Consider the following 20,868-nt stretch of genomic DNA (forward strand, 5'->3'; position numbering starts at 1 on the left):
GGACGGTTGGCTAATGGCTGCAGGGAGGGATGGCCGGTGAGTATGGCAAAGCGCCCTGGTTTTTTTCTGCTGCTCGCCGGCCTGGTCGCGGCACTGGCCCTGCCCACGGGGCGGACATTGGCCACGTCCGAGGTGGCTGAAGCCGGTACGCCGGTGGTGCTGGTCGCCCCGGTGGCAACCGGCGTGGTGGAACAGGCGCCGCTGGTCGGCGAGGTGACCGCCGAGACCACGGCATCGGTCGGCTTTCAGGCCGCCGGGCGGATCGACGAGCGCCCGGTGCGGCGTGGGCAGCGCGTCACCGTTGGTGAACCCCTGGCCCACCTCGATCCCCGCGATCTGGCCGCACGGGTCGAGTCGGTCGAGGCCGAGCTGGCCCAGGCCGAGTCCGAGGCGCGACTGGCCGGGCAGGAGCTTGCACGCACCCGCGAGCTGCGCGAGCGGCAGGTAGCCAGCCAGCAGGCCCTCGACCAGGCGATCTCGCGTGAACAGGCGACCCGCGCCCGCGTGGCCAGCACCCGCGCGCGGGTGGCCGAGGCGCGCAATGCCCTCGACTACGCCACGCTGGCGGCGCCCTTCGCGGGCGTGGTGATCGAGCTGGTCGCCGATGTCGGCGACGTGGTGGCCGCCGGCCAGCCGGTGGTGCGGCTGGCGGCCGATGACGGCCGGCTGATCGAGGTGGACGTGCCCGAGCGGCTCCTGTCCGGTCTGCCCGAAACGGGTATGGCGCGCCTGGAAAGCGATGACGCCGAGCTCGAAGCCACGCTCGATTCGGTGAACGGCGCGGCCGATCCGGTCAGCCGGACGTTTGCCGCCCGCTACCGGTTGCCCGCGGCCGACGGGTGGCCCTGGTCGCTGGGCCAGACCGCCATGCTGGAATTCAACCAGCCGACACCGCAGCAGCGCGTGCCGATCGGCGCCATCTTCGGCCGTGACGATGATCCACGGGTCTTCCGGGTGGTCGATGGACGGGTCGAGGCGGTCGCGGTACGCGTGCTGCGCCTCGAGGCCGGCCATGCCGTGATCGAGTCAGACCTGCCGGCCGGCGCGCTGGTGGTGATCGCCGGGGTTAATCGCCTGCATGACGGCCAGGCCGTTGAGCCGCGGCGCGGCGACGAGGTCGCGGCGGGTGCGGGGGACGAGGTCGAGGAGACCTCGCCTTGAGCCAGTCGGTGGTCAGCCGTTTCAATCTCTCCGCGCTGGCCGTTCGCGAGCGCTCGATCACCCTCTACCTGATCCTGCTGGTCGCCTTCGCCGGGCTGTATGCCTTCGTCTCGCTGGGGCGTGCCGAGGACCCGGCCTTCACCCTCAAGGTGATGCTCGCCGAGGCGCACTGGGACGGCGCGAGTGCCCGCGAGATGCAGGAGCAGGTGGGCGAGCCGCTGGAGCGGGCGCTCGACAACGTGCCGTATTTCGACTTCGTCGAGACCATCGCCCGGCCCGGGTCGGTGTATCTGCGCATCAACTTCGAGGAATCGACGCCGCCCGAGGCGGTCAATGACATCTTCTACCAAGTGCGCAAGCACCTCTCCGATGCCGGCCCACAGCTGCCGCCGGGGGTGGCCGGGCCGTTCTTCAACGACGATTTCTCGGATGTCTATTTCACCCTCTACGCGCTGACCGCGCCCGGGGTGGATCAGCGCACGCTGGTGAATGCCGCCGAGACGCTGCGGCGCGAGGCGCTGCGGGTCGAGGGCGTGGGCAAGGCCCACCTGATCGGCGAGCAGGACGACCGGGTCGAGATCCGTCTCGATCCGGCCCGCATCCAGTCGATGGGCCTGTCGGTCGAGGCGGTCGCCGCGGCCATCGACGGCCAGAACCGCCTGACCGGCCGCGGGCTGATCGAGACCGACGGGCCACGGTTGTACCTGCGGGTCGGGCCGGGGCTCGATGCCGAGGGCCCCGAGACCATCGAGCGCATCGCGGCCACCCCGCTGACCATCGACGGTCGGGTGCTGCGCGTCTCGGACGTCGCCGAGGTCTCGCGCCGACTGGCCGAGCCGCCCGCCTTCATGGTGGAGAATAACGGCGAGCGCGCCCTGATGGTGGGCGTGATCATGGAGGACAACGTCAACGGCCTGAAGCTCGGCAAGCGGTTGGCGGCCTTCGAGGAGCGTGTCGCTGCCGGTTTGCCTGCCGGGGTGCAACTGGAAAAGGTCACCAACCAGGCCGATGCGATTCGCCTCGCGGTCGACACCTTCCAGATCAAGTTCCTGCTCGCCCTGGGCGTGGTGATGCTGGTGGGCTTCCTTGCCCTGGGGCTGCGCGCCGGGTTGGTCGTGGCGATGGCCGTGCCGCTGACGCTGGCCGTGACCTTCGTGGTGATGCAGGTCACCGGCAAGAACCTCGATCGCATCACCCTCGGGGCGCTGATTCTCTCGCTCGGCCTGCTGGTGGATGATGCCATCATCGCCATCGAGATGATGCTGGTGAAGCTCGAGGAGGGCGCTGATCGCATTGCCGCGGCGGGTCATGCCTGGACGGTCACCGCCATGCCGATGCTGGTGGGTACCCTGGTCACCGTGGTCGGCTTCGTGCCGATCGGCTTTGCCCAGTCGAACGTCGGCGAGTACGCCGGCAACATTTTCTGGATTCTCGGTATCTCGCTGATCGCCTCGTGGTTCGTCGCGGTGGTTTTTACGCCGTATCTCGGCGTCAAGCTGTTGCCGCGCATCGAGCCGTCGCCGGGCGAGATGTATAGCGGGCGGATCTACCGGGCACTGCGCTGGCTGATTACCGCTTGCGTCGCGCATCGCTGGTGGGTGCTCGGCGGCACGTTGATTTTATTTGTCGCCTCGGCGGTGCTGATGGGCAAGGGCGTGGCCCAGCAGTTCTTCCCCAGCTCCGACCGGCCCGAGTTGCTGATCGACATCCAGCTGCCCGAGGGCAGCTCGACAACGGCCACGCGCGAAGTGGCCGAACGGCTCGCCGCGGCGATCGAGGACGACCCGGCGCTGGAGTCGCTGTCGACCTACATCGGCCGCGGCGCGCCGCGTTTCTTCCTCGCCCTCAACCCCGAACTGCCCGACCCCGCCTTCGCCAAGATCATCGCCGTCACCCGCGATGCCGAGGCGCGCGAGGCCCTGCGCGAGCGGCTGGAGACCATGATCGCCGAGGGTGCCTTCCCCGAGGCTCGCGTGCGTCCGCACCCGCTGCTCTACGGCCCGCCGGTGGTCTGGCCGGTGCAGTTCCGGGTGATGGGCCCGGAGATCGAGCAATTGGTGGCGATCGGCGAGCGGGTGCGTCGCGTCATGGCCGAGAATCCGCACCTGGTCGACCCGCATTTGGAGTGGGGGCGGCAGGTGCCCACCCTGTCGCTGTCGCTCGATCCGGCGCGGCTGGCGGCCTTCGGCCTGACACCGGTCGAGGTGCAGCGCCAGACCGCCGGCTTGATCAACGGCCAGGTCGCCACCGAGCTGCGCGAGGGCATTCGCGGTATCGAGGTGCTGGTGCGCGGTGACCCGGCCGTGGCACGCGACCCCGCCCGGCTCGAGACCCTGCCTATTCGCCTGCCCGACGGCAGCAGCGTGCCGCTCGCCCAGCTCGGTGAGATCCGTGTGGAGACCGAGCTACCAGTGTTCAAGCGACGCAACCAGACCCCGTATCTCAATGTGAACGCCGAGATCCGCGGCGCGCAGCCGCCGGATGCCACCTTCGCCAGCTGGGACGACCTTGCCGAGTTGCGCGCCGAGCTGCCGGCCGGTTACCGCATCGAGATCGGCGGCACCGTCGAGCAATCCGGCCGGGCGCAGGACTCGATCAAGGTGGTGATGCCGTTGATGGTCGTGCTGATGCTCACCCTGTTGATGCTCAACATGCGCTCGTTCCCGGGGCTGTTCATGGTGCTGTTGACCGCGCCCCTGGGTCTGATCGGCGCGGCCGGCGCCCTGGCGCTGTTCAACCAGCCGTTCGGCTTCGTCGCGCTTCTTGGCCTGATCGGGCTGGCGGGAATACTGATGCGCAACACCCTGATCCTGGTGGGGCAGATCGACGAGAACCGCCGCGCCGGCGACGACCGTCACACGGCGGTGATCGAGGCGACCATCCGTCGAGCCCGCCCGGTGGTGCTCACGGCGCTGGCGGCGGTGCTCGCCTTCGTGCCGCTGACGGCCAGCACCTTCTGGGGGCCGCTGGCGGTCACCCTGATTGGCGGGATCGCCGTCGGCACGGTGTTGACCATCGTGTTCCTGCCCGCGATGTACGCGGTGTGGTTCGGGGTCAGGCCCCCGCAGACGGCATGAGGTCCGCCTGCGACGGCGGGGTCAGAAATCGGTGTTCAGATATCAGAAGTGGCCGCCTTGGCTTCTTGTCTTCTCACTTCTGGTCTCTTGTTTCTTCGCTTGTCATCGAACCGTTGTCACACATTCATCTTGCTGTCACATACGATCCTCAGACTCCACTCCTGTACTAGCGTTGTGTTGCATTTCACCTGAGGTATCACCTGTATGAAACCGTTTGCCGTAACCAGCATTGGCCTGGCCGCCGTCATGGCCGCCTCCATCAGCACGGCCCACGCCCGGGACCAGATCCGCATCGTTGGCTCCTCGACCGTGTTCCCGTTCGCCAGCTACGTGGCCGAAGAACTGGGCGCGACCACCAAGTGGCCGACCCCGGTCATCGAGTCGACCGGTTCCGGCGGCGGCATGAAGCTGTTCTGTGAAGGCAACGGCCTGAATACCCCGGATATCACCAACGCCTCGCGTCGGATGAAGCCCTCCGAGTTCGAGCGCTGCCAGGAAAACGGTGTCACCGACATCACCGAGGCCATGATCGGCTACGACGGCATCGCCTTCGCCCAGAGCAACAAGAACGACAGCGCCGAGTTCACCCGCGAGCAGATCGCCATGGCGCTGCTCGAGCAGGTGCCGGTCGATGGTGAGCTGGTCGACAACCCGTACAAGAAGTGGAGCGACATCGACTCCTCGCTGCCGGATCGCGAGATCCGCGTCTACGGCCCGCCGTCCACCTCTGGCACCCGTGACGCCTTCGAGGAGCTGGTGCTCGAGGCCGTGACCGAAGAGATGGAAGCTTACGGCAACGAGGGCTACGCCAACCTGCGCAAGGATGGTGTCTACATCGACGCCGGTGAGAACGACAACCTGATCGTGCAGAAGCTCGAGAACGACACCGACGCCTTCGGCATCTTCGGTTACAGTTTCCTCGAGGAGAACAGCAACAAGCTGATCGGCTCGAACGTTGACGGCGTGGCGCCGGAGCCGGACGCGATCGGTTCGGGCGAGTACCCGGTCTCTCGTTCCCTGTTCTTCTACATCAAGAACAGCCACGCGGATGACGTCCCTGCCATGAACGACTACGTCGAGCTGTTCATGAGCGACAAGATGATCAGCGACCTGGGCTACCTCAAGGGCATCGGCATGATCCCGTTGCCGCAGGCGGAACTCGAGGAGCTGCAATCGGCAGTCGCCGAGCGCAAGAAGCTCCAGCTGTCCGACCTCAAGTAAGCGCAGGGGCCGTTTCCCCAGCGATGGGGACGGATGCCCTCCCAGGGACGGGGAAAGCCGGTGGGTCATCCGCCGGCTTTCTCTTGTCGCAAGTGTTTGGTGTCTCGATCACCGAATGCTTGCAACAGGAGCCAGCTTCTCAATAATGGCCGTTTTGGATCACCCAACCCGGACTCGCTCGGTCATGCCGTGGCGATGCACGAAACGAGACGGAAAGCGCTGAAATGCAGACCGACCAGATACTGATGACGTTCTTTGCCGGGGTGCTGCTCCTCGGGCTGCTGGGGTTCTTTCTCGGCCGCTCCAAGGCTGCACGGGTCCGTGCTGGTGGGGTGCACATGCATTCCCAGCCGGATCAATACGCCTGGTTCACCGTCCTGAGTGCCGCCGGCCCGGCGGTGGTCGTCGCCATGATCGCGGCCATCGTGCTGGGCCTGTCCGAAACGGCCTTCCCCGGCTGGCTGGCAGTGGTCGGCGCGTTGGGGCTCGGGGCGTTCGGCTTGTTCGTCGGCCTGAAACGCGTTCGGCCGGAGCTGCGTGCCCGCGACTCGCTCGAACGGGCGGTCAAGTGGGTGCTGATCGGCGCGGCCTCGATCTCGATCTTCGCGACCTTCGGCATCCTGTTCTCCATCCTGTTCGAGGCGATCCGCTTCTTCCAGATGGAGAGCTTCTGGTACTTCATCACCGGCACCAACTGGGCCCCGGGAGATTCCTTCCTCGAGTCGGCTGGGCGCGCCGAGGCCGGTGAAGGATCCAGCGGCAACTTCGGTGCCCTGCCGCTGTTCGCCGGCACCTTCATGATCACCGCCATCGCCATGCTGGTGGCCGTGCCCATCGGTGTCTCGGCGGCGATCTACATGGCCGAGTACGCCCCACCCAAGGTGCGCGACGTGGCCAAGCCGGTGCTCGAGGTGCTCGCCGGCATCCCGACCGTGGTCTACGGCTTTTTCGCCGCGATCACCGTCGCCCCGCTGATCGTCTCGGCGGCGGATTCGGTCGGCCTGGAGGCCTCGTTCAATAACGCGCTGGCTCCGGGGATCGTCATGGGCATCATGATCATCCCGTTCATCTCCTCGTTGTCCGACGACGTGATCAGCTCGGTGCCCACGGCCATGCGGCAGGGGTCGCTTGCGCTGGGCACCACGCGCAACGAGACCATTCGCCACGTGGTGCTACCGGCCGCCTTGCCGGGCATCGTCTCGGCGACGTTGCTGGGCGTCTCGCGCGCGCTGGGCGAGACCATGATCGTGGTCATGGCCGCGGGCATGCGCCCCAACCTCACCGCCAACCCGCTCGAGGACATGACCACGGTGACCGTGAGCATCGTTTCGGCCCTGACCGGCGACAACGAGTTCGAGTCGGCCGCGACCCTGTCGGCCTTCGCCCTCGGCCTGATGCTGTTCGTGGTCACGCTGGCGCTGAACTTCGTCTCGGTGGTGATGATCCGCCGCTTCCGCGAGAAGTACGCGGTCAACAACCTGTAATTCGATCAACCGGAAAGCTCCCGTCATGGCCCAGTCCCTCGACGACATCTCCCGCCAGCTGAAAAAGCGCCACCGCAAGTCCGCCCGGATGAAGTGGTTGTCGATGTCGGCGCTGATCGCGGCCGGCGCGTTCCTGCTGTTCTTCCTTGCCGACATGCTGATCAAGGGGCTGCCGGCGTTCCAGCAGGCCTACATCGAGATCGAGGTCGACTACAGCGAACGGGCCGCCGAACTGCCGCTGGCCGCAGTCGAAGCGGAGTACCGGGAACTGGTCAGCCGCGGCTACCTGCGACTGATCCCCGGGCGCATGGCCGAGGACGACTCGCTGCTGGGCACCAAGCAGACCGAATGGGTGCTGGCCGACGACGCGGTCGACCAGCACCTCAAGGGCAGGAAGTCCCGGCTCAAGGACAAGCAGGTCGCGGTGGTCGAGCGGATGGTCGAGGAAGGGCGCGCCGAGCTGCGTTTCAACACCGGGTTTTTCACCAACGGTGATTCCAAGTTGCCCGAGATGGCGGGTCTCGCCTCGGCGGCGATCGGTTCGGTGCTGGTGCTGATCGTGACCCTGGCGTTTGCCTTCCCGGTGGGGGTGATGACGGCGGTCTATCTCGAGGAATTCGCGCCGGACAACCGCTTCACGCGCTTTCTCGAGATCAACATCAACAACCTCGCCGCGATCCCCTCGATCCTGTTCGGTCTGCTGGGGTTGGCGATCTTCATCAACTTCTTCGGCGCGCCGCGTTCCTCGGCGCTGGCCGGCGGCCTGACGCTGGGCCTGATGACGCTACCTATCATCATCATTACCTCGCGCGCCGCGCTGCGCGCCGTACCCGACTCGATCCGCCAGGCGGCCTACGGCGTCGGTGCGACCCGCTGGCAGACGGTGCGTGACCACGTCTTGCCGCTATCGATGCCCGGGATTCTTACCGGCTCGATCATCGGCCTGGCCCAGGCGCTGGGCGAGACCGCGCCGCTGATTATCATCGGCATGATCGCCTATATCCCGGATGCACCGGGCAGCTTTACCCAGGCGGCGACCGTCCTGCCGGCGCAGATCTTCACCTGGGCGGGTATGCCGGAGTCGGCCTACGTCGAGCGGACCGCCGCGGGCATCCTGGTATTGCTGTCGGTGCTTATCACGCTCAATGCGACCGCGGTCTATCTGCGCAAGAAGTTCGAGCACCGCTGGTGATCGCCGGTAGTGCCAATCGAAGCCACTCAATGAACGCCCATCAACAACAGGTACGGCGAGCATGACAACCAAACTCGCATCCCCCGGTGCCCCGGTCACCTTCAACCAGGAGACCACCCACGACCTCGAGCTGACCGTGCGCGATCTCAAGCTCTGGTACGGGGACAAGCAGGCGCTTCACGGCATCGATCTGGATATCTACCAGAACAACATCACCGCGCTGATCGGACCGTCGGGTTGCGGCAAGTCCACCTTCCTGCGCTGCCTGAACCGCATGAACGACCTGATCCCGTCGGTGCGTGCCGAGGGCGAGGTCGTGATGGAAGGCCGGAACGTGCTCTCCAAGCAGGTCGACGAGGTCGCCCTGCGCAAGAAGGTGGGCATGGTGTTCCAGAAGCCCAACCCGTTCCCCAAGAGCATCTACGAGAACATCGCCTACGCGCCGCGCATGCACGACATCGTCAGCAAGGGCAGTGAGCAGGACGACCTAGTCGAGCAGTCGCTGCGTGCCGCCGGTTTGTGGGACGAGGTCAAGGATCAGCTCGACAAGCCGGGGACGTCGCTTTCCGGTGGCCAGCAGCAGCGCCTGTGCATCGCCCGGACGATCGCCGTGCAGCCGAGCGTGATCCTGATGGACGAGCCCACCTCCGCGCTCGATCCGATCTCCACGGCCACGATCGAGGAGCTGATGCACGAGCTCAAGCGTGACTTCACCATTGTCGTCGTCACCCACAACATGCAGCAGGCCGCAAGGGTCGCCGATTACACCGCGTTCTTCCACTTGGGCAAGGTGATCGAGTACAACGACACCGCGACCATGTTCTCCACCCCGGAGAAGCAGCAGACCGAGGACTACATCACCGGGCGGTACGGCTAAGCTTCAAGCTTTCAGCATCCAGCCCTGATAAAGAAAAAGCCCCGCGAGTCGATGACCCGCGGGGCTTTCTTGCATCCGGGTTGTCCGGAAGGCCTTAGCCTTCCTTGTGGTAATCCCAGAGGCGCTGGACTTCGTTCTTGGAGCCCAGGATGACCGGCACGCGCTGGTGCAGCTTTTCCGGCTCGATGGTCATGATCCGGTCCGGGCCGGTGATCGACAGGCCGCCGGCCTGCTCGACGATCATGGACATCGGGTTGGCCTCGTACATCAGGCGCAGCTTGCCGCCGCGCTCGCGGTGCTTGCTGTCGATCGGGTACATGAACACGCCGCCACGGACCAGGATGCGGTGCACTTCGGCGACCATCGAGGCGACCCAGCGCATGTTGAAGTCCTTGTCGCGCTCGCCTTCCTTACCGGCCAGGCACTCGTCGACGTAGCGCTTCACCGGCGCGTCCCAGAAGCGCATGTTCGACATGTTGATGGCGAACTCGGCGGTGTCTTCCGGGATGGTCATGTTCGGGTGGGTCAGCTTGAACTCGCCGACCGAGCGGTCGAGCGTGAAGCCGTCGACGCCGTCACCGATGGTCAGGACCAGGATGGTGGACGGGCCGTAGGTGACGTAACCGGCGGCGACCTGCTCGGTGCCCGGCTGCATGAAGTCTTCCTCGGTCGGGTTCTCCTTGCCGGTGGGGGCCTTGAGCACGGAGAAGATGGTGCCGACGGTGACGTTGACGTCGATGTTCGACGAGCCGTCCAGCGGGTCGTAGGTGCACAGGTACGGGCCGCGGTGCTTGCCGGCCGGCAGGTCGTAGACCTCGTCCATTTCCTCGGAGGCGAGACCCGCGACGTGGCCACCCTCGGTGAGGATGTCGGTGAACTCGTCATTGGAGATGATATCGAGCTTCTTCTGGGTCTCGCCCTGGACGTTCTCGGTCTCGGCGGAGCCCAGCAGGCCGATGAGGTTGCCGCGGCCGACCTGGTCGGCGATCAGCTTGCAGCCGGCAGCCACGTCGCTGATCAGGCCGACGAAATCGGCGTCGACGCGGCCCTGGCGCTGGTGCTCGGCCAGGTACTGCGAAAGTCGCTTGGCTTCAGACATGGAAAAGTCCTCTGTGTCAGTCGAATGGTTAAACGGATTTTGGAGACAGGAAGTCTTTGAATGGTTGGGAAGAACGTCCCAGGCATTCAGAGCCGCCCTGCTACAAAAATCGGCGCCTATAGTAACCGATCGCCGGCAGCAACCGAACCACGGCCGACGAGCGGCGCTGGCATACGGTTTCCGGGCGGCTGCAGGGTAAGGCCAAAATGGGTATGCTTGTCGACGCTCATGCTTGGGCGGCGCCCGCCGCCCGGCCGAACCCATGGATCCGGAGTCATCGGTCTTGGACGATCAGGACATCAAAACCGTCCGCTCTCCTCGCGCCATCGAGCGCTCGCTCGAGCGACTGTACGAGGCCCGCGGACATCTCTGGCTGATCCCCGATGACGACCCGGATTTCCAGGGCCAGGTACAGGTGGTGGGCAACGAATCCGAGGCCCGTCGGCTGGTGCTCGACTGCCCGGATCCGGTGGTGCTTCGCCACATCCTTCACGCCCGGCAGGTGCGATTCCAGGCGGTCATCGACGGCCTGCTGAACTGGTTCTATTCCGCCGATCTCGCGACCCGTGAAGAGGGTGGCGATTGCTACCTGAGTGTCGGCTATCCCGAGGTGATGCAGCGTCTCCAGCGCCGGGCGGCCTTTCGTATCGATCTCCCCCCGGATGTGCCCGGCACGCTGGCGTTCTGCCCGTCGCCGCCGCGAGGCGTCACGTCCGGCGACGTGGTCAACCTTTCGGCCACCGGTTGTGCCGTGAGCGTGGTCGGAGACAAGGATCCGGGGCTCAAGCCCGGCGACGAGGTCGGCGCCGCGCGCCTGAAGGTCGGCGAGGGCATCGATGTGCGCCTGGAGTTCATTGTCCGCAACCGCCGCCCGGGGGTGGGCAAGAGCGTGGTCTACGGCCTGGAATTCGCCGCGCTGCCCCCGCGCGACAGCCAGCTTATCGACCGCGAGGTCATGCGCCTGCAACGCCTGCGCCTGACGCGCGGCTGAGGCTACCGGGCCGGACACCCTCGAATTGGCCCCGAAAAAATCCCCCGGCCGACCCCGCGTCTCGGCAGGACGGTGCTCAGGTGCGCAGCACGCCGTTGTCGCCGGTGCCGTACGGGTTGGGCACGTAGGCGTCGGCCGCCTCGTCGTTGTCCCACCGTTCCTCGTCGATCAGGTAGCGGAAGGCGTATTCGCTGCCCTGCGGCAGGCTGACCGTGGTCCGGTAGCTGCCGTCGCGCTGGCGTTTGAGCGGTAACGTTTCATCACCCCAGCCGTTGAAATCGCCGCGCACCTCGACGCGATGTTTCTCGCCGTCGTTCGGACGGTAACTGAAGGTGACGCGACACTCGGGACGTACCTTGAGCGGTTTTTTCGTGATCGACATGGCCTTCCCTCCATTGACACACAAAGCCGACCGGGCGTCGGTCGCCTTACATTGCCTAAGCAATGTCGGGCGAACGGGCAATCCAGTCAAGTGATTGTTTACGCGACAATCTTGACGGTTGTGTGACGGGGCGGTTCGAGCTCAGCGCGACAGGTTCTTCTCGAGCACGCGCATCAGCCGGCCCTCGCTGACCAGTCCGGCGGTGACGAAGGCCAGCAGCAGGAGTACCAACAACCCCACGGCCAGGAACAGCATCGGCGCGGTCACGGCCAGCAGGGCCTGGGTGGCCGAGTCGAGGTTGCCGGTCTGCATCAGTTCGAGCACGTGCAGCGGATTGACCAGGATGGGGCGCTGGAAGAAGGCCCAGACGTAGAAGCCGATGGTCACCGCGCCCAGCAGCAGGGCGATCGCCGGCCAGATGCGAATCAGCCGGCGTCGGCGGGAAATGATCTGGCGCATCTCCCGGTGCATTTCGTTGGCGGGCAGCTTCTTGGCCATGGCTCAGCCTCCGGTCACCGGTGGGAAGAAGGCGACCTCGTCACCATCCGAGAGCGGATGGTCCAGGTCGACATATTCGTGATTGACGGCCGCCAGGGTGTTGCTGGGGCGCTCGATGTCGGTGACCCGCTGCCAGGCCTCGGCCACGGTGGCGGGGGTCTGGTCGAGCCGGGTCTCGTCGAAGCCGATGCGCTCGCGCAGGCTGGCAAACAGGCGGACGGTGATGCTCATGGTCGGTCGTTTCGCTGACAGTGTATGTACGCCTTGCCGGACGTTTCGACACCTGCGAACGCCCGGTCTGGCAACGCCTATTGTCTGCTAAAGTCTGAACCAATCCTAGTCCGGATTGCGCCCGAACCACGCGAATCGACCGGGCCGATCGGACCAACCGGGCACGCTTGCCCGGCCATCGACATTCGAGGACGACCCTGCATGAAATGGATCAAGCGCATTGGCCTGCTTTTCGTCGCGATCGTGTTGGTCGCCATCCTGGCGATCGTCGCCTTCGCCCTGACCTTCGATCCCAACGACTACAAGCCGCAGATCGCCGCCCAGGTAGAAAAAGAAACCGGGCGCAGCATCCAGTTCAACGGTGACCTCTCGGTAACGATCTTCCCCTGGCTGGGGGCGACCACCGAGGACGTGGTGCTGGCCAATGCCGAGGGTTTCGAGCCCGAGTCGATGATCGAGGTCAAGCGGCTCGAGGCGCAGGCCGCGCTCCTGCCGCTGCTGCGTGGCGAGTTCGAGATCGGCACCCTGCTGCTCGAAGACGCGCAGATTCACCTGACCCGTCTCGAGGACGGGCGCAACAACTGGGACGACCTGCTCGAGCGCTCCGCCGAGTCGGCCGAGGCATCAGGTGGCGAGCCGGAGAGGGTCGAGCCGCAGGATGGCGGCGGGCCGTCGCTCGTGCTCACTGTCGGCGGTGTCGACATCCGCAATGCCACCCTGCACTGGCGCGACGAGCAGGCCGATCAGCAGTTGACCATCGACGGGCTGGATCTCACGACCGGCGAACTGGCCGACGGCACGCCGACCGACATCGAGCTGGTCTCGGGCTTTCGCCTGGCGATGCCCGACATGCCGGTCCTGAACGGCAGCGTCGATCTGACCACGCAGGCCCAGTTGTGGCTCGACCGTCAGGACATGCTGTTCGAGGATCTCGAGCTCAACCTGGTGGCCAGCCACAACGACGGAGCCGAGGCCGGCCTGCCCGAGCGCATCGAGGCGATGCTGCAGGTCGATAAGGCCGACGTGCGTGCCGGCAAGTCACAGGCGCGGCTCGATGGCGTGGTGCTCGACCTGAACGGCAAGGGCGTCGGCCCATTGACCTACCTCGAGAGTCGGCTGGAGACCGTGCTGGAGGCCGACTGGGCCGCCGGGCGCTACCAGCTGCCGCGCCTCTCTCTGAGCGCCGATCTCAAGGGGCTCCCCGAGGTCGACGACACGGTGAGCGTCTCGGCCAACGCGGTGGTCGACGCCGATCTGGCCGCCGGCACCGCCTCCATCAGTGATCTTGTGTTCGCCTCCGATCCGGTCAGGGGCTCGGGGCAGATCGATGTCAGCGGTCTGAACACGGGCGAGCTGGTCTCCTCCGGTCCGATCGAGATTGCCGCCTTCGATCCGCGCGAGCTGGCCGACCGGCTGGGCATGACCGTGCCTGAGATGCGCTCGGACGAGGCGCTGCGCCAATTCGCGATGACGGGGCAGATCGACGTGACCCCGTCGCGGGCGATGATCAACGATCTGCGCGTCACGCTCGACGATCAGGAACTGACCGGCCGTGCCGGTATCGACAACCTCGAGACCGGGCGCCTTCTTGCCCGGCTGCAGGGCGGTGATTTCGACGCCAACCCGTACCTCGCGCCCAAGACCGAAGGCGACAAGGATGCCAGCGAATCGTCCGGTTCGGGCAATGGTGGCAGTGCGCAGAGCAAGGCCGCCACCAAGAATGCCGAGATCGACTTGCCGGTCGAGACCCTGCGTGGGCTCAATCTCGATGCCCGGCTGCAGCTGGAAAGCCTCCGCTACGAGGATTACCGCCTGAGCAGCCCGGTGGTGCACCTGACGGCGGCCGGTGGCCAGCTGCAACTGGCCGAGTTGACCGCCAATGCCTTCGACGGAGCGATCAACGCCAGCGGTGCGCTGGACGTGCGTGGCGAGGTGCCGAGCTACGCCGGCAAGGGGCGCGTGCAGGGCGTGTCGCTGCAACCGTTGCTCATCGCTGTAATGGACGAGGATCGGCTGCTCGGCAAGGGTGACATCTCCTTCGACGTCACCACCCAGGGCAAGCGGGTCGATCAGCTCAAGTCGGGGCTCGACGGCAATGCCGATTTCTCCTTGCGCGATGGCAAGATCAAGGGCTTCGACATCGGCTACCTGCTGCGCCGGGCCCAGGCGCGCCTCGAGGGCAAGACCGAGCCGGAACCCGAAGAGCTGTCCACCGACTTCACGGCCATCACGGGCACGGCGGCCATCCGCAATGGCGTGGTGCGCAATGACGATCTCGCCGGCTCCTCCCCGCTGCTACGGGTCGCCGGCAAGGGCGAGGTCGACCTGCCGCGAGAGCAGATCGACTACGGCCTGACCGTCACCGTGGTGAATACCGCCACCGGCCAGGGCGGCAAGGACCTCGAGCGCCTCAAGCAGGTGCCGGTGCCGATTCGCATCAAGGGTGCATTCAGCGACCCGTCGATCTCGCTCGACCTCGAATCGCTGGCCAGGGAAGCGGCGAAGGGCGAGGTGAAAACGCGCGTCGAGGAAGAGATCGACAAGCGTCTGGACGAGAAGGGCGGCGACGCGGTCAAGGAACTGCTCAAGGGCTTCGGCCTGTGAGTCGGTCCGGTGCAGCCGTCATGCGATCAGCCGGTCGCCCCCGTCGCGGGCCGTGACGGGGCCGTTCGCCGAACGGCTGCTGGCCTGGTTTGACGACCACGGTCGGCATGACCTGCCGTGGCAGCACCCGCGCACGCCCTACCGGGTGTGGGTCTCGGAGATCATGCTCCAGCAGACCCAGGTCGCCACGGTCATCCCGTATTTCGAGCGTTTCATGGCGCGTTTCCCCGATATCGATGCGCTCGCGGCCGCCGAGGCGGACGACGTGCTCTCGCTTTGGTCGGGGCTCGGTTACTACGCCCGTGCCCGCAACCTGCATGCCGCCGCTCGAACAATGGCGGAAACGGGCGTGCCGGAAACGGTCGAGGGCTGGGGCGACCTGCCGGGTGTGGGGCCGTCCACCGCCGCAGCGATCGTCGCCCAGGCCTTCGACCGCCGGGCGGTGATCCTGGATGGCAACGTCAAGCGCGTGCTCGCCCGTCATGCCGCCGTCGACACCCCGCAGGAAGCGGCGGCGACCCAGCGCGTTCTCTGGGTGCTGGCCGATGAGCGCACCCCGGGTGATAGTGCGGCCGACTACACCCAGGCAATCATGGACCTGGGCGCGACCGTCTGTCGGCGGGGCACGCCCCGCTGTGATGTCTGCCCGGTCCGTGATGACTGTCGGGCACACCGGCAGGGACGCGAGCAGGAGTTGCCCGTCCGCCGGCGGCGCAAACCCAAGCCGGTGCGCGAGCGGGTATTGTTGTGGCTTGAGGACGGTGACGGGCGCCTGTTCCTGGAAAAGCGCCCGCCGAGCGGCATCTGGGGAGGTCTGGCCTGCCTGCCGGTGAGCGAGACGCCGGACGCGGTCGATCGCCGGATGGCCGAGCTTGGCGTCAAGCCGGCCGGTGACTGGCAGGCGCTGGGGCAGCTGCGGCATGTCTTCAGCCACTTCGAGCTGGCCGCCGAGGTGTGGGGTAGGCAGGTTGCGCCCGCTGCCGTGGCCGAGTGCCATGGCGAATGGCATGCGGTCGAACAGTTGGTCCACGAGCCGCCGGTGGGGCTGCCTGCCCCGATCCAGCGACTGATCCGCGAACGCGGCGGGGCGGCACTGGGTCAATCGTGAATCCGGGCCGCCTCTCGAGCACCACGGCATTTCGGTAGGGCGTCGGTCCGGCGATTGCCGCCGAGGCGATCCGGTGAGGGTGAATCCCGCGCACTCACTGACCGGTGGTCCCTGCCGGCACTGTTATCATTCCGGACACATTCCGCATCGAGTCGCGAACGAGGTTTTCATGACTGACCGCACCGTTTTCTGCCAGCGCCTGCAGTGCGAGGCCGAGGCCCTGCCCAAGCCGCCCTATCCGGGCGAGATGGGCGAGCGCATCTACAACAACATCTCCAAGGCCGCCTGGCAGCAATGGCTGGCGCACCAGACCATGCTGATCAACGAGTATCGCCTGACGCCGATCGACCCCAAGGCGCGCGAATTCCTGGTCCGCGAGATGGAAAAATTCCTGTTCGAGGGCAACGAGGACAAGCCGGAAGGCTACGTCCCGCCGAGCGAGGGCGAGTAAGAGGAGCCCGCGACACTCTTGTAGGAGCGGCTTTAGCCGCGAAAGGCCGCGGCAGATACCTGGCGTTCGCGGCTAAAGCCGCTCCTACGGAGCCTTGGGGCGCGGCTTTCGCCGTCGTTATCGGCCGACCAGAACCGCCGTCGCGGCCAGGAAATCATCCAGAGGCTCGAATGGCGCGGTATCCATTGCCTCGCCACGGCTGTTGGGCAGGGTGATCGCCCGCAGGTGTCGGATGCCGAAGTCCTCGGCGGCCGCCAGGGCGACCAGGTTGTCGTCGACCAGCAGGGTTCGGTCGGGGTCGAAGTGCAATTGCTCGGCCAGCCGATCCCAGAAGCGGGGCGACTCCTTGGCCGCGCCGATCTCGTGGGCGTTGAACAGGCGGTCGAGCCGCGTGGAGAGGTCGACCCGTTCGAACTTGAGATCGACGCTGGCCGGGTGGGCATTGGTCACCAGCACGCGCTGCTTGCCTGCCCCGCCGAGGCGCTCGAGGAATTCGGGCACGCCGTGGCGATACCGGATGTGGTGGGCCAGCTCGCGCTTGAGGGCGATCAGGTCGAGCTCGTTGCGGCAGTCGGGCGCCAGCGCACGGTGCCAGTCATCGAGGCAGTACCAGGCCAGTTGGCCGCGCAGGCCCTCGAAGCGGGCGTTGAGCCGCGCCATCGCCTCGGGCTCGGCCAGCCCGCTCAGCTCGACGTAGCGCTGCGGGAAGTGTTCCTTCCAGAAGCGGGCGTCGAAGTCGAGATCGAGCAGCGTGCCGTCCATGTCGAGCAGCACGGTATCGATGTCCTGCCACGGCAGGGCTGGATGGGCGGGCGTGTCGCTCATGGAGGCGGCCTGAACAAAAATGGGTGGACTGGTCGTGAGGGAAACTCTGCACGAATGGCATACCACTCTGCGTGCCTTGAGCCGGGCAGATACAAGGCGCTCGTCCGACGCGGAAGGGTTGTTCCCTTTCCAAGGACGATAACGTAGCAGGTGCCTGGCTCAAGGCGCGCCCGGCGGGGCTTGGCGAGTCGCCCGTGCTCCGCGTTGCGATGTCTTGACGTGGCCACCGGCACGCCGGCGACATCGCGCCTTGATCACGAACGACTCGCCAAGCCAGAGTGGCATGGCGTTCGTGCAGAGTTTCCCCCAGGCGGCCAGTGCGCCATTCTACCAGCAGCAACTTTCCACTCGGCCCGGTAGGCCGATGGCACAGGAGACACACGATGGCCGAATCCACCGTCCGTATCGAGCTCAACGGCGAGCCGCGCGACGTGCCCGAGGGCACCACGATCGAGGCGCTGGTCACGCTTGCCGGGACCAGCGGCAAGCGCTACGCGGTCGAGGTCAACGGCGAGATTTGCCCGCGTGCCGAGCACGCCACCGCCGTGGTCGCTGACGGCGACCGGGTCGAGATCGTCCAGGCGATCGGCGGGGGCTGAGAATGAACGCCTTGCGCCGGCTCGCGATCGTTCTCGTTCTCCTGCCGTGGGGGCTCGTTCAGGCAAGCGCCACGTCACCGGGGCAGGCCGCGATTGCCACCGCCCACCCCATGGCCACGGCCGCCGGGCGCGAGGTGCTGGAGGCCGGCGGCAATGCCTTCGATGCCGCGGTGGCGATCACGGCCGCACTCGCGGTGGTCGAGCCCTACAGCTCCGGCTTGGGGGGCGGCGGCTTCTATCTGCTCCATGACGCGGCAAGCGGGCGCGACGTGATGCTCGATGCCCGCGAGCGGGCGCCGGGGCAGGCGACGCGCGACATGTACCTGGATGACGAGGGCAACCCGCAACCCGATCTTTCCGTCGACGGCGCGCTGGCTGCCGGCATCCCCGGCATCCCCGCCGCCCTCGATCACCTGGCCGCCGATTACGGCGCACTGCCGCTTGGCACGACCCTCGAACCGGCCATCCGCGCCGCGCGCGAGGGTTTCCAGGTCACCGAGATGTATCGCCGCCTGGCCGGTTTCCGCGAGGAGGTGCTGGCCGCCGACCCGGGCAGTCGTTCGATCTTCCTCGATGAGGGCAAGCTACCGGAGATCGGTCATGTCGTTCGCCAGCCAGATCTGGCCGAGACGTTCGAGCGCATCGCTGTCGAAGGGCGCGGCGGCTTCTACCAGGGCGAGTTGGCCGGTCGACTGGTCGACGGGGTGCGCAAGGCCGGCGGCATCTGGTGTCGCTCGGACCTGGCCGGCTACCGCGTGGTCGAGCGCGAGCCGGTGGTCAGTCGCTTCCGCGGTTTCGAGGTGGTCTCCGCCGCGCCCCCGTCCTCCGGTGGCGTCGCCATCGCGCAGATACTGAACACCTATGGCGTCCTCGAGCGGCGCGCCGGCGAGCTGGACGACCTGTCCGTGCTGGGCCTGCACTACCGGACCGAGGCGATGCGCCGCGCCTACCGCGACCGAGCCGAATACCTGGGCGACCCGGACTACGTCGACATGCCGATCGAACGACTCACCAGCGACGATTACGCCGCCGGGCTGGCGGTGGGTATCTCACCCACCGACGCCACGCCCTCATCCGCGCTCGCCCCGGTGGTCACCGAGCCCGAAGGCCCGCATACCACGCATTTCTCCGTGATGGATGCGCAAGGCAACTACGTCGCTGCGACCCTCTCGATCAACTACCCGTTCGGTGCCGGCGTGACCGTGGCGGGCACCGGTGTGCTCCTGAACGACGAGATGGACGATTTCTCGCAAAAACCGGGCGTGCCCAATGTCTACGGGCTGGTCGGTGCCGAGGCCAATGCCATTGCCCCGGGCAAGCGGCCGCTGTCCTCGATGTCGCCCACCTTCGTACGCAGTGAGGACCTGGTCGGCGTGCTCGGCACGCCCGGCGGCTCGCGCATCATCACCATGGTGCTCGGCGGCGTGCTGGCGGCGACCCGCGGCGAACCGGTCGACGACTGGGTGACCGGCCCGCGCATCCATCACCAGTACCTGCCGGATCGCATCGAGGTCGAGCCCGACCTGTTGACCGACGAACAGCGCGCCGAGCTCGAGTTGATGGGGCATCGCATCGAGGTCAATGATGGCTTTGGCAACATGCAGGCGGTCGCCTGGTGGCGTGACGACGGCCGGCTCGAGGCGGCTAGCGACCCGCGCGGCGAGGGCGAGGCCAGCGTGTTCACCCCCGAGGCGCTATGAGCGACGGCCGGCCGTTCGCGTTGGGCTGCTTCCGCTCGGTCAATGGGCCGGAAGGGGGCGCGGCACTGTTCGGTCTGCCGGGCAGTGTCCGTCGATTGGCCCGGACCACCGGCTCGTTCACCCGCGCCCTGCATCGGCACACCGGCCGACCGGTGGTGGTCAGGCGCCTTGCCGAGGGGTGGCGCAATCAGAAAGCCAACCACTGGCCCATCCCCCGGGACACCCGCGTCTGGCAACGACGCGTGCGCCTGGAAAGCGGTGAGGTCCGCGTCGAGGCACTGACCGAGGTGGCCGGCGTGAACGGCCCCATTACCCCGCGACTGCACCGCGCGATTGCCGGCCTGGCCGATACTCCGCTGATGGGGATTCTCGAGCGCCAACCGCTTTGCCGGCGGCTGAGCTTCCGAGTCCGCCGCGAGGGCCGCACGATCACCCGCGAGACTGTCTACCGCATCCACCTGGCCCGGGTGCGCGTCACCGAGTGGTTCGATATCGATGCCTGTTGATACCGAACGGCCCGGCTTTGTAGGAGCGGCTTTAGCCGCGAAATCAAATGGCGTGCCCTCCGGGCATTTCGCGCCTGAAGGCGCTCCTACGGCGTGTGTTTCGGCGCACGGACATGAAAAAGCCGCGCCCGGATTGGCTCCGTGGCGCGGCTTTTCTCGGTCGGTCTGTCGACCCGGCTTAGCCGAATTCCATGCTCTGGGTGTTGCCGCCTAGGTCGCCGAGGGTCTTTTTGACCTGCTCGGTGAAGGCCGGCGGGCCGCAGACGTAGAACTCCTCGGACAGGTCGCGCACGTGCTCGCGGATAAAGCCGTCGTCGACGTGGCCGCTGTGGGTGCACAGCGGCGAGTGCTCGCGGGTGCAGACGAAATGCGCGTTCTCGCCGAAGGCGGCCTCCAGTTCGCGCTGCTGGATGATGTCGCCGGCGGTCTTGTTCGAATAGATCAGCTTCTGGCCGTCGAGCTGGCCGCGGTCGGCGAGGTCGCGAATGATGGCGAGAAACGGCGTGATGCCGGCGCCCGCGGCGATGAACCAGCCCGGCCCCTCGTAGTTGAAGCTGTCGAAGGGCTCGGAGATCAGCAGCTTCTGACCGGGCTGGGCCTGGGCCAGGTGCTGGGTGACGCCGTCGTGGCTGCCGTAGCTCTTGATCATCAGTTCCAGCACGCGGTCACCAACCCGGTTGGTCAGCGTGAACGGGCGGCCCTGGTCGCGCCACTGGGGCTCGTCGATGGCCAGCTCGAGCGCCTGGCCCGGCGTGAAGGTGTAGCCATCCGGCTTGGCCAGGATGTATCGCTGTACGTCATGGGTGACGAATTCGCGCAGCAGCAGTTCGGTCTGGAACATAGTGGTGTTGAATCGTGGTTC

The 20,868-nt window shown here is 66.6% G+C and carries 19 protein-coding genes; 13 read left to right on the plus strand and 6 right to left on the minus strand.

The window, feature by feature from the left end:
• Window positions 1-42: 42 nt before the first annotated feature.
• The 6 genes from VWP12_RS03635 (at window position 43) to pstB (ending at window position 9,012) form a co-directional block, all read left to right on the plus strand.
• A complete protein-coding gene (locus VWP12_RS03635) occupies window positions 43-1,161 on the plus strand; it encodes an efflux RND transporter periplasmic adaptor subunit (protein WP_410474939.1) in 1,119 nt (372 codons plus the stop codon).
• The gene (locus VWP12_RS03640; protein WP_410474653.1) at window positions 1,158-4,238 is read left to right on the plus strand and encodes an efflux RND transporter permease subunit; all 3,081 of its coding nucleotides are present in this window, start codon (window positions 1,158-1,160) and stop codon (window positions 4,236-4,238) included. Before VWP12_RS03635 ends, VWP12_RS03640 begins: the two co-directional genes overlap by 4 nt.
• A gap of 204 nt (window positions 4,239-4,442) precedes the next feature.
• Complete coding sequence (locus VWP12_RS03645) at window positions 4,443-5,459, plus strand: PstS family phosphate ABC transporter substrate-binding protein (protein WP_410474654.1); 1,017 nt, start codon at window positions 4,443-4,445, stop codon at window positions 5,457-5,459.
• Between the two features lie 224 nt (window positions 5,460-5,683).
• Entirely contained in the window at window positions 5,684-6,943 is a 1,260-nt protein-coding gene (gene pstC, locus VWP12_RS03650; RefSeq protein ID WP_410474655.1) for a phosphate ABC transporter permease subunit PstC, read from the plus strand.
• 25 nt (window positions 6,944-6,968) lie between these two features.
• A complete protein-coding gene (gene pstA / locus VWP12_RS03655; protein ID WP_410474656.1) occupies window positions 6,969-8,135 on the plus strand; it encodes a phosphate ABC transporter permease PstA in 1,167 nt (388 codons plus the stop codon).
• Window positions 8,136-8,196: 61 nt separating this feature from the next.
• Window positions 8,197-9,012, plus strand: a complete 816-nt coding sequence (gene pstB / locus VWP12_RS03660) for a phosphate ABC transporter ATP-binding protein PstB (RefSeq protein ID WP_410474657.1) — start codon at window positions 8,197-8,199, stop codon at window positions 9,010-9,012.
• A gap of 94 nt (window positions 9,013-9,106) precedes the next feature.
• Here pstB and VWP12_RS03665 read toward each other — a convergent pair whose 3' ends face one another.
• Complete coding sequence (locus VWP12_RS03665) at window positions 9,107-10,111, minus strand: class 1 fructose-bisphosphatase (RefSeq protein WP_410474658.1); 1,005 nt, start codon at window positions 10,109-10,111, stop codon at window positions 9,107-9,109.
• Between the two features lie 283 nt (window positions 10,112-10,394).
• On the opposite strand from VWP12_RS03665, the gene VWP12_RS03670 reads away from it, so the two are divergent.
• A complete protein-coding gene (locus VWP12_RS03670) occupies window positions 10,395-11,102 on the plus strand; it encodes a flagellar brake protein (protein WP_410474659.1) in 708 nt (235 codons plus the stop codon).
• A 76-nt stretch (window positions 11,103-11,178) separates the two neighbouring features.
• Here VWP12_RS03670 and VWP12_RS03675 read toward each other — a convergent pair whose 3' ends face one another.
• The 3 genes from VWP12_RS03675 to VWP12_RS03685 form a co-directional block, all read right to left on the minus strand.
• Window positions 11,179-11,484, minus strand: a complete 306-nt coding sequence (locus VWP12_RS03675) for an isoamylase early set domain-containing protein (protein WP_410474660.1) — start codon at window positions 11,482-11,484, stop codon at window positions 11,179-11,181.
• Between the two features lie 141 nt (window positions 11,485-11,625).
• Window positions 11,626-11,982 carry a hypothetical protein gene (locus VWP12_RS03680; RefSeq protein ID WP_125198088.1) on the minus strand — a complete coding sequence of 119 codons (357 nt, stop codon included), beginning with the start codon at window positions 11,980-11,982 and terminating at the stop codon, window positions 11,626-11,628.
• A gap of 3 nt (window positions 11,983-11,985) precedes the next feature.
• Window positions 11,986-12,213: a MoaD/ThiS family protein gene (locus VWP12_RS03685; RefSeq protein ID WP_125198087.1), complete on the minus strand. Its 228-nt coding sequence runs from the start codon at window positions 12,211-12,213 to the stop codon at window positions 11,986-11,988.
• Between the two features lie 201 nt (window positions 12,214-12,414).
• Between VWP12_RS03685 and VWP12_RS03690 the strand changes: the two genes are divergently transcribed.
• From VWP12_RS03690 to VWP12_RS03700, 3 genes are all read left to right on the plus strand, one after another.
• Window positions 12,415-14,817 carry an AsmA family protein gene (locus VWP12_RS03690; RefSeq protein WP_410474661.1) on the plus strand — a complete coding sequence of 801 codons (2,403 nt, stop codon included), beginning with the start codon at window positions 12,415-12,417 and terminating at the stop codon, window positions 14,815-14,817.
• Window positions 14,818-14,869: 52 nt separating this feature from the next.
• Window positions 14,870-15,925, plus strand: coding sequence for an A/G-specific adenine glycosylase (mutY, locus tag VWP12_RS03695; RefSeq protein ID WP_410474662.1), 1,056 nt, complete (start codon window positions 14,870-14,872; stop codon window positions 15,923-15,925).
• A 169-nt stretch (window positions 15,926-16,094) separates the two neighbouring features.
• Window positions 16,095-16,376 carry an oxidative damage protection protein gene (locus tag VWP12_RS03700; RefSeq protein ID WP_125198084.1) on the plus strand — a complete coding sequence of 94 codons (282 nt, stop codon included), beginning with the start codon at window positions 16,095-16,097 and terminating at the stop codon, window positions 16,374-16,376.
• 117 nt (window positions 16,377-16,493) lie between these two features.
• Here the strand turns inward: VWP12_RS03700 and VWP12_RS03705 are convergent, their stop codons facing one another.
• Entirely contained in the window at window positions 16,494-17,201 is a 708-nt protein-coding gene (locus tag VWP12_RS03705; RefSeq protein WP_410474663.1) for an HAD-IA family hydrolase, read from the minus strand.
• 383 nt (window positions 17,202-17,584) lie between these two features.
• On the opposite strand from VWP12_RS03705, the gene thiS reads away from it, so the two are divergent.
• From thiS to VWP12_RS03720, 3 genes are read left to right on the plus strand one after another with little or no spacing between them, the layout of a single operon-like run.
• Complete coding sequence (gene thiS, locus VWP12_RS03710; protein ID WP_410474664.1) at window positions 17,585-17,800, plus strand: sulfur carrier protein ThiS; 216 nt, start codon at window positions 17,585-17,587, stop codon at window positions 17,798-17,800.
• 2 nt (window positions 17,801-17,802) lie between these two features.
• On the plus strand, window positions 17,803-19,500 hold the full coding sequence (ggt, locus tag VWP12_RS03715; RefSeq protein ID WP_410474665.1) for a gamma-glutamyltransferase: 1,698 nt from the start codon (window positions 17,803-17,805) through the stop codon (window positions 19,498-19,500).
• Window positions 19,497-20,006 (plus strand): chorismate--pyruvate lyase family protein, encoded by a 510-nt coding sequence (locus VWP12_RS03720; RefSeq protein WP_410474666.1) that lies wholly within the window; start codon window positions 19,497-19,499, stop codon window positions 20,004-20,006. The genes ggt and VWP12_RS03720 overlap by 4 nt, the downstream gene beginning before the upstream one ends.
• A gap of 178 nt (window positions 20,007-20,184) precedes the next feature.
• Here VWP12_RS03720 and VWP12_RS03725 read toward each other — a convergent pair whose 3' ends face one another.
• Window positions 20,185-20,847, minus strand: a complete 663-nt coding sequence (locus VWP12_RS03725; protein ID WP_410474667.1) for an FAD-binding oxidoreductase — start codon at window positions 20,845-20,847, stop codon at window positions 20,185-20,187.
• Window positions 20,848-20,868 lie beyond the last annotated feature (21 nt).

The sequence above is a fragment of the Guyparkeria sp. TX1 genome (assembly GCF_046523965.1).
Classification (GTDB): Bacteria; Pseudomonadota; Gammaproteobacteria; order Halothiobacillales; family Halothiobacillaceae; genus Guyparkeria.

Bases quoted from the DNA above. Each gene is read 5' to 3' on its own strand.
- pstB (WP_410474657.1), top strand. From the start codon at position 8,197: ATGACAACCAAACTCGCATCCCCCGGTGCCCCGGTCACCTTCAACCAG.
- VWP12_RS03635 (WP_410474939.1), top strand. From the start codon at position 43: ATGGCAAAGCGCCCTGGTTTTTTTCTGCTGCTCGCCGGCCTGGTCGCG.
- VWP12_RS03720 (WP_410474666.1), top strand. From the start codon at position 19,497: ATGAGCGACGGCCGGCCGTTCGCGTTGGGCTGCTTCCGCTCGGTCAAT.
- VWP12_RS03680 (WP_125198088.1), bottom strand. From the start codon at position 11,982: ATGGCCAAGAAGCTGCCCGCCAACGAAATGCACCGGGAGATGCGCCAG.
- pstC (WP_410474655.1), top strand. From the start codon at position 5,684: ATGCAGACCGACCAGATACTGATGACGTTCTTTGCCGGGGTGCTGCTC.
- VWP12_RS03705 (WP_410474663.1), bottom strand. From the start codon at position 17,201: ATGAGCGACACGCCCGCCCATCCAGCCCTGCCGTGGCAGGACATCGAT.
- VWP12_RS03690 (WP_410474661.1), top strand. From the start codon at position 12,415: ATGAAATGGATCAAGCGCATTGGCCTGCTTTTCGTCGCGATCGTGTTG.
- VWP12_RS03700 (WP_125198084.1), top strand. From the start codon at position 16,095: ATGACTGACCGCACCGTTTTCTGCCAGCGCCTGCAGTGCGAGGCCGAG.
- thiS (WP_410474664.1), top strand. From the start codon at position 17,585: ATGGCCGAATCCACCGTCCGTATCGAGCTCAACGGCGAGCCGCGCGAC.
- VWP12_RS03685 (WP_125198087.1), bottom strand. From the start codon at position 12,213: ATGAGCATCACCGTCCGCCTGTTTGCCAGCCTGCGCGAGCGCATCGGC.
- VWP12_RS03675 (WP_410474660.1), bottom strand. From the start codon at position 11,484: ATGTCGATCACGAAAAAACCGCTCAAGGTACGTCCCGAGTGTCGCGTC.
- pstA (WP_410474656.1), top strand. From the start codon at position 6,969: ATGGCCCAGTCCCTCGACGACATCTCCCGCCAGCTGAAAAAGCGCCAC.
- VWP12_RS03645 (WP_410474654.1), top strand. From the start codon at position 4,443: ATGAAACCGTTTGCCGTAACCAGCATTGGCCTGGCCGCCGTCATGGCC.
- VWP12_RS03725 (WP_410474667.1), bottom strand. From the start codon at position 20,847: ATGTTCCAGACCGAACTGCTGCTGCGCGAATTCGTCACCCATGACGTA.
- ggt (WP_410474665.1), top strand. From the start codon at position 17,803: ATGAACGCCTTGCGCCGGCTCGCGATCGTTCTCGTTCTCCTGCCGTGG.
- VWP12_RS03665 (WP_410474658.1), bottom strand. From the start codon at position 10,111: ATGTCTGAAGCCAAGCGACTTTCGCAGTACCTGGCCGAGCACCAGCGC.